The sequence below is a fragment of the Mesorhizobium sp. LNHC221B00 genome (genome assembly GCF_000502935.1).
Classification (GTDB): Bacteria; Pseudomonadota; Alphaproteobacteria; order Rhizobiales; family Rhizobiaceae; genus Mesorhizobium; species Mesorhizobium opportunistum.
In genome coordinates this window covers 268,622-281,881 of record NZ_AYWR01000002.1, presented here as the reverse complement: position 1 = coordinate 281,881, position 13,260 = coordinate 268,622, and the positions used below count along the sequence as shown (strand labels likewise).

At 62.8% G+C, this 13,260-nt stretch carries 12 protein-coding genes and 2 pseudogenes; 9 read left to right on the top strand and 5 right to left on the bottom strand.

Annotation, left to right across the window (positions count from 1 at the left end; genetic code table 11):
- The first annotated feature begins 75 nt into the window (after window positions 1–75).
- Window positions 76–846 (top strand): phosphatase PAP2 family protein, encoded by a 771-nt coding sequence (locus X741_RS162375; RefSeq protein WP_245272642.1) that lies wholly within the window; start codon window positions 76–78, stop codon window positions 844–846.
- Window positions 847–853: 7 nt separating this feature from the next.
- Here X741_RS162375 and X741_RS162380 read toward each other — a convergent pair whose 3' ends face one another.
- A complete protein-coding gene (locus X741_RS162380) occupies window positions 854–1,522 on the bottom strand; it encodes an FMN-binding negative transcriptional regulator (RefSeq protein ID WP_023776297.1) in 669 nt (222 codons plus the stop codon).
- A gap of 23 nt (window positions 1,523–1,545) precedes the next feature.
- The gene (locus X741_RS162385; RefSeq protein WP_013895905.1) at window positions 1,546–2,220 is read right to left on the bottom strand and encodes an alpha/beta hydrolase; all 675 of its coding nucleotides are present in this window, start codon (window positions 2,218–2,220) and stop codon (window positions 1,546–1,548) included.
- Window positions 2,221–2,458: 238 nt separating this feature from the next.
- On the opposite strand from X741_RS162385, the pseudogene X741_RS01000000166185 reads away from it, so the two are divergent.
- From X741_RS01000000166185 to sufA, 7 genes and pseudogenes are all read left to right on the top strand, one after another.
- Window positions 2,459–3,707 (top strand): annotated as a pseudogene (locus X741_RS01000000166185) (cysteine desulfurase family protein).
- 244 nt (window positions 3,708–3,951) lie between these two features.
- Window positions 3,952–5,469 (top strand): Fe-S cluster assembly protein SufB, encoded by a 1,518-nt coding sequence (gene sufB, locus X741_RS162390; RefSeq protein WP_023776296.1) that lies wholly within the window; start codon window positions 3,952–3,954, stop codon window positions 5,467–5,469.
- A gap of 26 nt (window positions 5,470–5,495) precedes the next feature.
- Entirely contained in the window at window positions 5,496–6,251 is a 756-nt protein-coding gene (sufC, locus tag X741_RS162395; RefSeq protein WP_023764151.1) for a Fe-S cluster assembly ATPase SufC, read from the top strand.
- 25 nt (window positions 6,252–6,276) lie between these two features.
- Window positions 6,277–7,556, top strand: a pseudogene (gene sufD / locus X741_RS01000000166180) (Fe-S cluster assembly protein SufD).
- Between the two features lie 188 nt (window positions 7,557–7,744).
- Window positions 7,745–8,986: a cysteine desulfurase gene (locus X741_RS162400; protein ID WP_023776295.1), complete on the top strand. Its 1,242-nt coding sequence runs from the start codon at window positions 7,745–7,747 to the stop codon at window positions 8,984–8,986.
- 5 nt (window positions 8,987–8,991) lie between these two features.
- A complete protein-coding gene (locus tag X741_RS162405) occupies window positions 8,992–9,384 on the top strand; it encodes an SUF system Fe-S cluster assembly protein (RefSeq protein WP_023776294.1) in 393 nt (130 codons plus the stop codon).
- Window positions 9,385–9,588: 204 nt separating this feature from the next.
- On the top strand, window positions 9,589–9,969 hold the full coding sequence (sufA, locus tag X741_RS162410) for a Fe-S cluster assembly scaffold SufA (RefSeq protein ID WP_013895897.1): 381 nt from the start codon (window positions 9,589–9,591) through the stop codon (window positions 9,967–9,969).
- A gap of 133 nt (window positions 9,970–10,102) precedes the next feature.
- Here sufA and X741_RS162415 read toward each other — a convergent pair whose 3' ends face one another.
- Window positions 10,103–10,600 (bottom strand): GFA family protein, encoded by a 498-nt coding sequence (locus X741_RS162415; protein WP_023776293.1) that lies wholly within the window; start codon window positions 10,598–10,600, stop codon window positions 10,103–10,105.
- Between the two features lie 92 nt (window positions 10,601–10,692).
- Between X741_RS162415 and X741_RS162420 the strand changes: the two genes are divergently transcribed.
- Window positions 10,693–11,016, top strand: a complete 324-nt coding sequence (locus X741_RS162420; protein ID WP_023776292.1) for a TfoX/Sxy family protein — start codon at window positions 10,693–10,695, stop codon at window positions 11,014–11,016.
- 88 nt (window positions 11,017–11,104) lie between these two features.
- Here the strand turns inward: X741_RS162420 and X741_RS162425 are convergent, their stop codons facing one another.
- Together X741_RS162425 and X741_RS162430 are read right to left on the bottom strand one after the other, a co-directional pair.
- A complete protein-coding gene (locus X741_RS162425) occupies window positions 11,105–12,022 on the bottom strand; it encodes a pseudouridine-5'-phosphate glycosidase (protein WP_023776291.1) in 918 nt (305 codons plus the stop codon).
- 73 nt (window positions 12,023–12,095) lie between these two features.
- Window positions 12,096–13,040, bottom strand: a complete 945-nt coding sequence (locus tag X741_RS162430) for a carbohydrate kinase family protein (RefSeq protein ID WP_023776290.1) — start codon at window positions 13,038–13,040, stop codon at window positions 12,096–12,098.
- Window positions 13,041–13,260: the final 220 nt, after the last annotated feature.

Here is a 13,260-nt window from a genome sequence, read left to right as displayed (position 1 = left end):
CGGCTGGTCCATGACAGGGTCGAATTCCCAATGCTCGTGAAACCGCGCCCTTCCGTTTTCGCCAGGCTTGTTGCGATGAGACGCCGCTCCCTCGACAATTTTCGCGACACGTTGCGGATCGTGAGAAGGCGCTTTGCCGTTCGTCCAGCACGTTACCCCAACATCGCATGGCCGGTTTGGGTCGTGGTTTGGATGTTGCTGACGGCGGCCGCCTTTGTTCGCCTCGACACACCGGCAGGGATGGCTCATGGCCAATGGTCGGGGGCAAGGTTTGCCGACTTCATGACCCAGTTCGCTCTCGGCGGCTGGTACCTGATCCCATCGGCGCTCTTGCTCGTGGCGGCCAATCTGATCGATTGGCGAAGCCTTTCACGGCGATCGTTGATGCTTGTCTACAACTGGACCTGCTTGTCGTTCCTGGTGCTGAGTTCGGTTGGCCTTTCCGGCTTGCTGGTCAATGTCCTGAAATATGCGATCGGCCGCGCCCGCCCACTCTACTTCCAGGATTTTGGTGTCCTGGCCCTGCATCCTTTTGCCTTCGATGCGCGCTTCGCCGGTTTTCCATCCGGCCATGCCACGACCATGGGCGCCGTGTTCGGCGTCCTTCTGCTCTTGTTTCCACGACGCTGGACCGTCGCCCTTGTGGTCACGGCCTGCATCGCCTCGACCAGGGTCTTCGTCGGCGCGCACTATCCGAGCGACACCGTTGCCGGCTTCGGCCTCGGCTGCGCCTTCGCGCTCGCATGCGGGCTGGTCTTTGCCAGGCTGGGTTTCATTTTCCGCCCGGCAGCCTCCGGTTTGCCAGTCCGTAAAGCGTCATTCCGGCTGATTGCTCCGAGGAACTAAGTCGCGACTAATTGCCGTCCAGGCCGCCGTAGGACCGCACCAAGCGAGCCATGTCGGCTGCGTTGGCCACTTCGCTTTCAAGTCCCTGTGCGACGCCGACGCGATCGGCGACGGGACGGTTCTGGCTGACCTTCCACTTGCCGTGGATCTCGCCGATCTCGATCTCCAGCCCAATGATGCCTTTGATCTGCGACTGGATGAAAGGCGCCGGCGCGTCCGTCACCGCCCAGGGCGCCTCGCGAACGCCTTCCTGGGAGGCGGTCAGATCGGCGATCTGCCGTGCCAGCCAGTCCTGGTCATCCATCACCTTGACGGTGCCGCGCACCTGCACGATGGCGTAGTTCCAGGTCGGCACCACCTTGCCGGTCTCGCGCTTGGTCTCGTACCAGGACGGCGTCACATAGGCATCGGTGCCCTGGAAGACGATCAGCACGGGCGACGCCGGATTGTCTGCGATGAGGCGCCATTGCGGGTTGGCCCTGGCCAGATGCGCGCGCAGCCTTCCGTTCGGCGGCAGGCTTTCACTAAGCTCAGAGGGGGCATCGAGCAGGAACGGAATGGCGTTGGCGATCGGGCCGTCCGGCCCGTTCGAGATCAGCATGCCGAGCGGATGCGCCCGGATCAGTCCGTGCAGGACATCGCGCCGCGTTTCCTGGAACTGGGGAGGCTCATACATCCGCGCTCGTGCCTTCCTTCTGCTTATCTCAGCCGCTTCGGCCGCGGATCCGACAATTCTCCAGCCAGCCGGCGGTCGAGATAGTCGGAGCATTCCTCGATCAGCAGATCGGCGTCGTTGGCGAAGAAATGGTTGGCGCCGGGCAAGGTCTTCTGCGTGATGGTGATGCCCTTCTGGGTGTGCAGCTTGTCGACCAGGCCCTGCACATCCTTCGGCGGCGCCACCTTGTCGGCGTCGCCATGGATGATCAGGCCCGATGACGGGCAGGGCGCCAGGAACGAGAAGTCATAAGTGTTCGGCTGCGGCGCGATCGAGATGAAGCCTTCGATCTCGGGCCGGCGCATCAGGAGCTGCATGCCGATCCACGAGCCGAACGAATAACCGGCGACCCAGCAGCTCTTGGAATCCGGATGCAGCGACTGCACCCAGTCGAGCGCAGCCGCCGCGTCCGACAACTCGCCGGTACCGTGGTCGAATTCGCCCTGGCTGCGGCCGATGCCGCGGAAGTTGAAGCGCAGCGTGGTGAAATCGCGCTTCTGGAACATGTAGAAGAGGTCGTAGACGATCTTGTTGTTCATCGTGCCGCCGAACTGCGGATGCGGGTGCAACACGATGGCAATCGGCGCGCTCTTTTCCTTGGAGGGCTGGTAGCGCCCCTCCAGACGGCCGGCCGGACCGGTGAAAATGACCTCAGGCATGAAATACTCCACTTGTAATACGAATGCGCGGCGCCCGGAACGAACCTTCCTCTGGCCTTGACGCAGGGCGAGCGTCTTCCTAGAAGCTAGTTTAGAACTGTTCAAAACTGAGTGGCCAGACGTCGAGCCCGGCCACCCGCGCCGCAAGCCGCGTAAATAGGACGGCTCGCCTTGGAATTTCAAGGAAATAACGCCATACGACAACCGAATGGCTTCTGACGGGACCAACTGGACGAAAATGGCCGCAAAACGCGCCTATCTCGACTATAATGCCAGTGCGCCGCTGCTTGCCGCGGCGCGCGAAGCCATGGTCGCGGCACTTGATGTTGCCGCCAACCCGTCATCTGTCCACGCGGAGGGCCGCGCCGCACGGCGCCTGATCGAGAGCGCGAGGCGTGAGGTGGCGGCGCTGGTGAATGCCAGGCCCGAACATGTCGTGTTCACCTCCGGTGCGACCGANGAGGCGTGAGGTGGCGGCGCTGGTGAATGCCAGGCCCGAACATGTCGTGTTCACCTCCGGTGCGACCGAAGCCGCCTCGACGCTGCTTTCGGCTGAGTGGCAGATGGGACGCGGCAGCGTGCGCATGAGCCGGCTCTACGTCTCCGAGGCGGACCATCCCTGCCTTTTGAATGGCGGGCGCTTTCCCGCGGCGCAGGTGACGCGCATCGGCGTCGAGGCCAACGGCATTGCCGATCTCGGCGCGCTGGCCACGGCGCTTGGCGGTCACGACAAGGCCGATGGCCTGCCGCTGGTCGCGATCCATGCCGCCAACAACGAGACCGGCGTCATCCAGCCGATCGATCGCATCGCCGAAATCGTCAAGGCGGCGGGAGGCGTCCTGGTGGTTGACGCGGTCCAGGCCGCGGGCCGCGTTTCGATCGATATGTCAGCGGGTTACGCCGATTATTTGATTCTGTCTTCGCACAAGCTCGGCGGCCCCAAGGGTGTCGGCGCCATTGTCGCCGCCGCGGACCTGATGATGCCCAAGCCCCTGGTCAATGGCGGCGGCCAGGAAAAGGGCCATCGCGGCGGCACGGAGAACCTCGCCGCCATTGCCGGTTTTGGCGTTGCCGCGCGTGAGGCCCTGAACGGGCTGCAGGCGATCGATACGGTGCGCAAGCGCCGCGACGAGATCGAGGCCATTGTGAAAACCCTGGTGCCCGAGGCGGAAATTTTTGGAACCGGCGCGCCAAGGCTTGCCAACACGACATTCTTCGCTATTCCCGGCATCAAGGCCGAAACCGCGCAGATCGCCTTCGATCTTGCCGGCGTGGCGCTGTCGGCGGGCTCCGCCTGTTCGTCGGGCAAGGTCGGGCCGAGCCATGTGCTGAAAGCCATGGGTTATGGTGACGGTCTTGGCGCCTTGCGCGTGTCGATCGGTTCGGCGACGGCCGCCGAGGATATCGAGCTGTTCAGGACCGCTCTGGCGGGCATCGCTGCAAGGCAGGCCGCCAGGGAAAAGGCGGACAGGGAAGAAGCCGCGTAGCGGTTGGGAGCATCGGACCGAAAAGTGCGTAGCGGTTTTCGGGAAAATCCGATGCTTGACTAAAATGTTTTTGGGTCTTTTTGACCTGGTAGAGCCGTGCGTTTCATGCTGGCCGGGTGAATTTCCGGTCGAGACGCACTATATGGAACTTACGCTGCCGCGAGCGCTTCTTTGGCGTTCATTTCGGCGGTGCCATAGTTTGAAAACTGTCGGGCCTTGACCCCGGCGTGGATGGAGAACGCATATGCCTGCTGTGCAGGACACGATCGATCGGGTCCGAAAGATCGACGTCGACCAATACAAATATGGATTCCAGACCGAGATCGCTGTCGACAAGGCTCCCAAGGGGCTGAGCGAAGACATTATCCGTTTCATTTCGGCCAAGAAGGACGAACCGTCCTGGATGCTGGAGTGGCGCCTGGAAGCCTATCGGCGCTGGCTGACGCTGGAAGAGCCGACCTGGGCGCGCGTCAACTATCCCAAGATCGATTTCCAGGACATCTACTACTACGCGGCGCCCAAGAGCACGCCCGGCCCGTCGTCGCTCAGCGACGTCGATCCCGAACTCCTGAAGGTCTACGAGAAACTCGGCATTCCGCTGCGCGAGCAGGAAATCCTTGCCGGAGTGCAGAAGACCGATGTCTCCGAGCTCGAGGAAGCCAGCGACAATGTCTACAAGTCGGGCCGTGTCGCCGTCGACGCGGTGTTCGATTCCGTCTCGGTGGTCACCACCTTCAAGAAGGAACTGGCGCAGGCCGGCGTCATCTTCTGCTCGATCTCGGAGGCCATCCGCGAGCATCCGGAACTGGTAAAGAAATATCTGGGCTCGGTCGTGCCGACGTCGGACAATTTCTATGCCACGCTGAATTCGGCTGTCTTCACCGACGGCTCGTTCGTCTTCGTGCCCAAGGGCGTGCGCTGTCCGATGGAGCTGTCGACCTATTTCCGCATGAACGAGAAGAACACCGGCCAGTTCGAGCGCACGCTGATCATCGCCGAGGAGGGGGCTTACGTCTCCTATCTCGAAGGCTGCACGGCGCCGCAACGCGATGAGAACCAGCTTCACGCCGCCGTCGTCGAACTGGTCGCGCTCGACGATGCCGAGATCAAATATTCGACGGTGCAGAACTGGTACCCCGGCGACGCCGAGGGCAAGGGCGGCATCTACAATTTCGTCACCAAGCGCGGCGATTGCCGTGGCGACCGCTCGAAGATTTCGTGGACGCAGGTCGAGACCGGCTCGGCCATCACCTGGAAATATCCGAGCTGCATCCTGCGCGGCGACGATTCCCAGGGCGAGTTCTATTCGATCGCCGTGTCGAACGGCTACCAGCAGGTCGATAGCGGCACCAAGATGATCCATCTCGGCAAGAACACGTCGAGCCGGATCATCTCCAAGGGCATCGCCGCCGGCTTCTCGCAGAATACCTATCGCGGCCAGGTTTCGGCGCACCGCAAGGCGACCAATGCCCGCAACTTCACCAACTGCGACTCGCTGCTGATCGGCGACCAGTGCGGCGCGCACACCGTGCCCTACATGGAAGCCAAGAACTCGACGGCGCAGTTCGAGCACGAGGCAACGACCTCGAAGATTTCCGAGGACCAGAAATTCTACGTCATGCAGCGCGGCATTCCCGAGGAAGAGGCGATCGCGCTGATCGTCAACGGCTTCGTCAAGGACGTCATCCAGCAGCTGCCGATGGAATTCGCGGTCGAGGCGCAGAAGCTGATCGGCATCTCGCTCGAGGGCTCGGTCGGCTGACCGGACAATATTCAGGAAACAAAAGAATGCTTGAGATCAAGAACCTGCACGCCCGCATCGTTGATGATGGCACCGAGATCATCCGCGGCCTGAACCTGACGGTGAAAGCCGGCGAGGTCGCCGCGATCATGGGACCGAATGGCTCGGGCAAATCGACGCTGTCCTACATCCTCGCCGGCCGCGAGGACTATGAGGTGACCGAGGGCGACATCCTCTACAACGGCCAGTCGATCCTCGAAATGGATCCGGCCGAGCGCGCCACGTCGGGCATCTTCCTGGCCTTCCAATACCCGATGGAAATACCGGGCGTGGCGACCATGGAATTCCTGAAGGTGGCGATGAACGAGCAGCGCAAGGCGCGTGGCGAGGAACCGCTGAAAATCCCGGAATTCCTGAAGCGGGTGAAAGAAGCCGCGGCCTCGCTCAACATGGACATGGCGATGCTGAAGCGTCCGCTCAATGTCGGCTTCTCCGGCGGCGAGAAGAAGCGTGCCGAGATCCTGCAGATGAAGCTCCTGGAGCCGAAGCTCTGCGTGCTTGACGAGACCGATTCCGGCCTCGACATCGATGCGCTGAAGATCGTTTCCGACGGCGTCAACGCGCTCCGCGCGCCGGACCGGGCGTTCCTGGTCATCACCCACTACCAGCGCCTGCTCGAACACATCGTGCCCGATAGCGTGCATGTGCTCTACAAGGGCCAGGTCATCAAGTCCGGCGACAAGTCGCTGGCGCTCGATCTGGAAGCCAACGGCTATGCCGGCGTGATCGGGCAAGCTGCGTGAGATGCCAGAAGGCAAGGTCAAACTGATGAATATGCACACACAACCGCAGCGGACACCGGCCGAGACAGCGTTGATCGACGCCTTCGGCGACCGCCTGTCGCTGCTGCCGGGCGATGGCGCGGTGATGCTGAAGCGCGACGACGCCATTGAAGCGATCAAGCACGGCCTGCCGACGCGGCGCGTCGAATCCTGGCACTATACGGACCTTCGCCGGCTGCTGAACGCGGTGCCGGACTTCGATCCGGCTGCCGCCCCCAAGGCCGTCGCGCCGATCGTCGAAGGCTCGGCCGTGTTGGCGATCCTGAACGGCAAGTCCGATGCGAGGACGCCGGCTGTGGACGGCGTCGCCGTTGAGCGCCTGTCGGAAAAGCTGACCGACGGCAGCATCGCGCCGGGCCTCGATCCCTATGGCAGCGACGATGCCATTGGGGCGCTGAACACGGCTTTCGTCGCCGATGGCTATTTTGTCGATATCGCCGACGGTGCCGAACTGGAAAAGCCGATCGAATTGCAGAATTTGCAGGCCGGCGGGCAGACCCATGTACGCCTGCCGGTGCGTGTCGGTGCCGGCGCCAAAGCGGTCATCGTTGAACGCCAGGCCGGCGAGGGTGCGGCGTTGACCAGTTCGGTCAGCCAGCTCGTGCTCGGCGAGGGCGCCGAGGTGACATGGCTGATCGTCCAGGAACAGCCGGAGACGGCGACGCATCTGGCGCAGTTCAAGGCCCATATCGGCAAGGACGCGAAACTGACCCTGTTCGTCATGAATGCCGGCGGCAGGCTGGTGCGCCAGGAGATCGTGGTCAGGACAACCGGCGAAGGCGCCGATTTCAAGCTGCGCGGCATCAATCTGCTGGCTGGCGACACCCACACCGACGTGACCATGGTGCTCGATCACGCCGTGCCGCACACGACCTCGACCGAGATCGTCCGCAACGTGGTGACGGGCAAGGCGCGCGGCGTCTTCCAGGGCCGCATCAACGTCCATCAGTATGCCCAGAAGACCAACGCCAAGATGGCCTGCAACACGCTGCTGTTGTCGGACGATGGCGAGTTCTCGACCAAGCCTGAGCTCGAAATCTTCGCCGACGACGTCGTCTGCGGCCACGGCGCGACGGTCACCGAGATCGACCACGACCATCTGTTCTACCTGATGGCGCGCGNATGGCGCGCGGTGTCGACGAGAAGAGCGCCCGGGGCCTTCTGGTCAAGGCGTTCGTCGCCGAGGTGATCGAGGAACTGGATGACGAAGCGATCGTCGACGCGCTCGAAGCGCGGCTCGACGGGTGGTTCGTGGCGCACGGGTAATTATTGGATGGGGCCCGGCAAAGCCACCCCTCATCCGTCTCGGCGCTATGCGCCGATCCACCTTCTCCCACAAGGGGAGAAGGTTGGGCGCTCTTCCTTCTCCCCTTGTGGGAGAAGGTGGCCGAGCGAAGCTCGGTCGGATGACGGGTGTTGCGAGGAACGCGGCCTAGGACGGCAAGGACTTTGAAATGGACCAGAAAGTCGAAAATATCCCTTACGACGTCGAGGCGATCCGCCGCGACTTCCCGATCCTGTCGCGGGAAGTCTATGGCAAGCCGCTGGTCTATCTCGACAATGGCGCCTCGGCGCAGAAGCCGCAGGTGGTGCTGGATACGATCCAGCATGCCTATTCCCAGGAATATGCCAACGTCCATCGCGGCCTGCATTTCCTGTCCAATGCGGCGACCGACGCCTATGAAAAGGCGCGGGAAACGGTGCGTCGCTTTCTCAACGCGCCAAGTACCGACAACATCGTCTTCACCTCGAACACGACCTCGGCGATCAACACGGTCGCCTATGGCTATGGCATGCCCAACATCGGTGAGGGCGACGAGATCGTGCTGTCGATCATGGAGCATCACTCCAACATCGTGCCCTGGCATTTCATCCGTGAGCGGCAGGGCGCCAAGCTGGTCTGGGTGCCGGTCGACGATCTCGGCGTCTTCCACATCGAGGAATTCGAGAAGCGCCTGACCGATCGCACCAAACTGGTCGCCATCACGCAGATGTCGAACGCGCTGGGCACGGTGACCCCGATCAAGGAAATCGTGCGCATCGCGCACGCGCGGGGCATTCCGGTGCTCGTCGATGGCAGCCAGAGCGCTGTTCATATGCCCATCGACGTCCAGGATCTCGACTGCGACTTCTTCGTCTTCACCGGCCACAAGGTCTACGGCCCATCGGGCATCGGCGTGCTCTATGGCAAGAAGGATATTCTCCAGGGCATGCGCCCCTTCATGGGCGGCGGCGAAATGATCGAGGAGGTGACGGAAGACGTCGTCACCTACAACGAGCCGCCGCATCGCTTTGAGGCCGGCACGCCGCCGATCGTCCAGGCGATCGGGCTCGGTGCCGCGCTGGAGTATATGGAAAAAGTCGGCCGCGAGCGCATTGCCGCGCATGAGGAAGGCCTCAAGATCTATGCTCATGAACGGCTGCGCGCCATCAACTCGCTGCGCATTTTCGGCGACGCTCCAGGCAAGGGCGCGATCATCTCCTTCGAACTGCAGGGTATTCATGCCCATGACGTGTCGATGGTGATAGACAGGCAAGGTGTGGCGGTCCGCGCCGGCACCCATTGCGCCCAGCCGCTGTTGAAACGCTTCGGCGTAACCTCCACATGCAGGGCATCGTTCGGCATGTATAATACCAGGGCCGAAGTCGACGCTTTCGCCGAGGCGCTTGAAAAAGCGCGCAAATTCTTCGGGTGACGATGATGGATGACGCGAGCACCACTGCCGAGACCACCGCGGAAACCGCCGCCAACGCCGTGGTTTCGGCGTCCGCCATTCCCGCCGACGAACTGGCGCGGTTGACCGACGACATCGTCTCTGCGCTGAAGACGGTCTACGACCCGGAAATCCCCGCCGACATCTACGAGCTCGGCCTTGTCTACAAGATCGACATCGAGGACGACCGCTCGGTCAAGATCGACATGACGCTGACCGCCCCCGGCTGCCCGGTGGCAGGCGAAATGCCGGGCTGGGTCGAAAATGCCGTTGGCGCCGTCGAAGGCGTTTCCGGCGTCGAGGTCAACATGACCTTCGACCCGCCCTGGTCGCCCGACCGCATGTCGGAAGAGGCGCAGGTGGCGGTGGGCTGGTATTAGAGCAATCCCAGGAAAAGTGTGAAACGGTTTTCCGTCCGGAATTGCGTCAAACAAGGAGTTAGAGCAGTTCACCGTTTCCCTGAAAAAGGTGAACTGCTCTAGCATCGAGCCTGGCGCACTTGCGCCAGTGGTAAAACTTCACCATTTTAGGTGAGGAATCATTCGGCAGGCCTTGAACCTGCATGGAATGGAGAAGGAAAAAGAATGGGACGCTTTGCCGTCATCACGATGACCGAAAAGGCCGCCGACCGGGTGCGCGAGATCGTGGCCACGCGTGAGAACGCGCATGGCATCCGCCTCGGCATCAAGAAGGGCGGCTGCGCCGGCATGGAATACACGGTCGACCTGGTGACCGAGCCCAACACCAAGGACGACCACATCGAGCGCGACGGTGCCCATGTCTATGTGGCACCGGAGGCTGCGCTTTTCCTGTTCGGCACCGAGATGGATTTCGAGCAGACGACGCTGCGCACCGGCTTCACCTTCCACAACCCGAACCAGAGTTCGGCCTGCGGCTGCGGCGAATCCGTCGAGCTGAAGCCGGCCGACCTGAAGGCGCTGGCAGAGGCACGCGCTTCGGCCTGATCTTCCTTCGCCCCGTTCACGGGGAGAAGGTGGCCCGAAGGGCCGGATGAGGGGCCGCGCCAGCCTCTCCGGAGTTAGTGCCGCCCCTCATCTGCCTGCCGGCATCTCCTCCTCGTAAACGAAGCGAAGAACACTACTTCACCCACATCCCCGTCCGCTTGTGCCAGTCGGCGATCGATTCCTCGGGATAGACATCGAACGTCTTGTCGCCTTTGCCGACATCCGGCTCGACCCAGTTCGCCTTGTATTTCAGCATCAGGTGTACCTTTTCAGGCGGTCTCGGCAGGTCGCTGTCGATTGCCGAGGCGAAGGGATGCACCAGCTCCGGCCAGGTCGGGTCGTAGAGCCAGAGCGCTGATCCACATTTCTTGCAGAAATTGCGCTCGCCGGTCGAGATTTCGCAATGCGGATGCTCGTCGTCCTCGATCTCGGCGCGGTAGACGCCAAGGCTTCGCTTGCCCCTGATGTTCAAGGTCTCGTTGTCGGCGCCGAGATTGATGGCGAAACCGCCACCGCCCTGCTGCTTGCGGCAGATCGAGCAGTAGCACAGCATGAACGGCACCGGCGTGTGGCTTTCCACCTCGAAGCGGACGGCATTGCAGCGGCACGAGCCTTTGAGCAGGACAGGCATGGCGGGAAACTCCGATCGATCCTCTTTCAACCTGTCAGCATGATTTTGGTTGCGGCGATGACAGGGCCTGACGTCGATGACATGATCGCGGCATGGACAATGAACGCATCGCCGAACTCTTCGAGGGCCTCGGACCGGTCAGCATCCGCAAGCTGTTCGGCGGCAAGGGCATCTATTTCGACGGCGTCATCGTCGCCATCGTGCTGCGCGGCGAATTGCTGCTGAAGGCCGACGAGCAAAGCGCCCCCGACTTCGAAGCCGCCGGCTGCAAGCAATGGACCTACACCGGCTCGCGCCACGGCAAGCTGGTCGCCATGCCCTATTGGAGCGTTCCAGACAGTGCTTTCGATGATCCCGACGAGATGACGGTGTGGGCGCGCCGTGCGTATGAGGCGGGGCGGCGGGCTGGGAAGTGATGCCAACTTGCGGATGTCGGCGGGGCAGCACCCCCCTCTGATGTCCGGCAGGACAGAGGGGGGTGCTGCCCCGCCGACGTTGGCTGCGCTACAGCGCCTTCGCAATCCGCGCCGCCAGCCGCGCATTGTTTTCGACCAGCGCGATGTTGGTCTTCAGGCTCCTCCCACCGGTCAGTTCGAGGATTTTCGACAGCAGGAACGGCGTCACCGCCTTGCCCGTCACATTGAGCGCCTCTGCCGCCTTCTGAGCCGCCTCGATGTAGCCAGCCATCTCTTCAGCCGGGATTTCGTGGCTTTCCGGCACCGGATTGGCGATCAGCATGCCGCCATTCAAGCCCAGCGCAGCCCTGGTCCGGAAGAAATGCGCGATCTCTTCCGGCTTGTGCAGGGTCAGCGGCGCGCGGAACGGCGACTGCCGTGACCAGAAGGCCGGCATCGTCTCGCAGCCAGCGCCGACGACAGGCACGCCGCGCGTCTCCAACACCTCCAGCGTCTTTTCGATGTCGAGGATCGCCTTGGCGCCGGCCGAGACGACGATGACCGGCGTGCGCGCCAGTTCGTCGAGGTCGGCCGAGATATCGAAACTCTTTTCCGCCCCCTTGTGCACGCCGCCGATGCCGCCGGTGGCGAATACCTTTATCCCGACCATGTGCGCCGCGATCATGGTGGCGGCGACCGTGGTGCCGCCGGTGCGCCCCTGGGCGACGGCAAAGCCGAGATCGGCGCGCGACAGCTTCATGGCGTCACCCGTCATGGCCAGCGATTCCCGCTCTCCATCTGCCAGGCCGATCTTGATGCGGCCGCCGACCACGGCGATCGTCGCCGGCACGGCGCCGCCGTCGCTGATGATCTTTTCCACATCCGCCGCCATGGCGCCATTGTCGGGGTAGGGCATGCCATGGGTGATGATGGTGCTTTCCAGCGCCACCACCGGCTGGCCGGCGGCGAGGGCCCGCGCCACCGGCGCATGGACGTCGATGAACGGGTGGGCGGTTTCCGGGTTCATGTGGATCTCCAAGCTGGAGCGCCCGCGTCTATCTCGACGCTGGCCGGCGCTGCGGACCATGAATTTGCCGGTCTCATGCCATTTCCTGCGCATCCGGCACAAGGGCCAGGGCTTGCACGAAGGATGCCTCGCTGAAATCGGGAACGGCATCGGCGCTTTCGATGGCCAACGTCGCCGCCGCGACGCCGTCGCGCAAGGCCTCGCGAAAAGGCAGACCGCGCAGCAAGGCCGCGATCGTTGCACCTGCCAATGCGTCGCCGGCTCCGGTGACATCGGCGATTTTTCTCGGGGCAGGCGGCAAGATCGAAAAGGCGCCTGCTTGGTCGAAACCCAGCACCGCGCCGCCACCTGCGGTGACCACACCGCTTCTGAGACCGCTGCAGCGCAGCCCGTCGACGACAGCCGGACTCGCGGCATTTGCGTTGACGCCCGCCAGCACGATGGCCTCGCTCCGGTTCATGAAGACCAGCGCCAGCGCGCCGAGCACCGGCATCAGCCGCACCACCTTGGCCGGCGAAATGGCAATCGCGTACACCGGCTTGCCCGAAGCGAGTGCGACGAGCCGCTCCAGCGCCGAGGACGGCAAATTGGCGTCGCACAAGATGGCATCGGCGGCCGCGACCACCTCCCGCACCTTGGAACGCCTGATCTGCTTGGGGAACGCCATGTCGTAGAGAGCCATGTCGGCAAAGCCGACGATCAGTTCGCCCTCGCGGTCGATCAGCGCCGTATAGCTCGGCGTGGTTCGGTCGAGGAACACCGCCGAGAGATCGGCGATGCCAGCTTCCGCTATGGCGCGCGAAACGGTGTCGCCCGCCGTATCGCCGCCGCGCATCGACATCAGCGAAGCCGACACGCCGCGCCGCACCGTGCTGCGCAATGCATTGAAGACGCCGCCGCCGACATCCTCGCGCATCGTGCCGGGATTGGACGCGGCGGGCACATAGGCGCCGGACACCTGGCCACGCCGGTCTATGTGGGCGCCGCCCACGGCCAGTATCTTTGCGGATTTCACCATGCCGGCGATATGCCCTTTGTCATTCCTGCCGCACAAGCGTTAGGCTGCGGATGGAGTTTCGCACGCAAGGCAGCGATTCGGCGAACCGAAACAATCGAGCTGTCTGGCCCAATGCGAGGTGCATTGCTGTTCGATCTCTTGGTACGAAAAAAGAACAAATCCGGATATCACTTGTTTTTCAGATGTTTGATCCCTCTTGCCAAACGAGAACAAAAAAGGT

Excerpts from the sequence above, each read along its gene's own strand:
- sufB (WP_023776296.1), top strand. The coding sequence starts at position 3,952 with ATGCCTGCTGTGCAGGACACGATCGATCGGGTCCGAAAGATCGACGTC.
- X741_RS162405 (WP_023776294.1), top strand. The coding sequence starts at position 8,992 with ATGGATGACGCGAGCACCACTGCCGAGACCACCGCGGAAACCGCCGCC.
- X741_RS162425 (WP_023776291.1), bottom strand. The coding sequence starts at position 12,022 with ATGAACCCGGAAACCGCCCACCCGTTCATCGACGTCCATGCGCCGGTG.
- X741_RS162420 (WP_023776292.1), top strand. The coding sequence starts at position 10,693 with ATGGACAATGAACGCATCGCCGAACTCTTCGAGGGCCTCGGACCGGTC.
- X741_RS162415 (WP_023776293.1), bottom strand. The coding sequence starts at position 10,600 with ATGCCTGTCCTGCTCAAAGGCTCGTGCCGCTGCAATGCCGTCCGCTTC.
- X741_RS162400 (WP_023776295.1), top strand. The coding sequence starts at position 7,745 with ATGGACCAGAAAGTCGAAAATATCCCTTACGACGTCGAGGCGATCCGC.
- X741_RS162380 (WP_023776297.1), bottom strand. The coding sequence starts at position 1,522 with ATGTATGAGCCTCCCCAGTTCCAGGAAACGCGGCGCGATGTCCTGCAC.
- sufA (WP_013895897.1), top strand. The coding sequence starts at position 9,589 with ATGGGACGCTTTGCCGTCATCACGATGACCGAAAAGGCCGCCGACCGG.
- sufC (WP_023764151.1), top strand. The coding sequence starts at position 5,496 with ATGCTTGAGATCAAGAACCTGCACGCCCGCATCGTTGATGATGGCACC.
- X741_RS162375 (WP_245272642.1), top strand. The coding sequence starts at position 76 with ATGAGACGCCGCTCCCTCGACAATTTTCGCGACACGTTGCGGATCGTG.
- X741_RS162430 (WP_023776290.1), bottom strand. The coding sequence starts at position 13,040 with ATGGTGAAATCCGCAAAGATACTGGCCGTGGGCGGCGCCCACATAGAC.
- X741_RS162385 (WP_013895905.1), bottom strand. The coding sequence starts at position 2,220 with ATGCCTGAGGTCATTTTCACCGGTCCGGCCGGCCGTCTGGAGGGGCGC.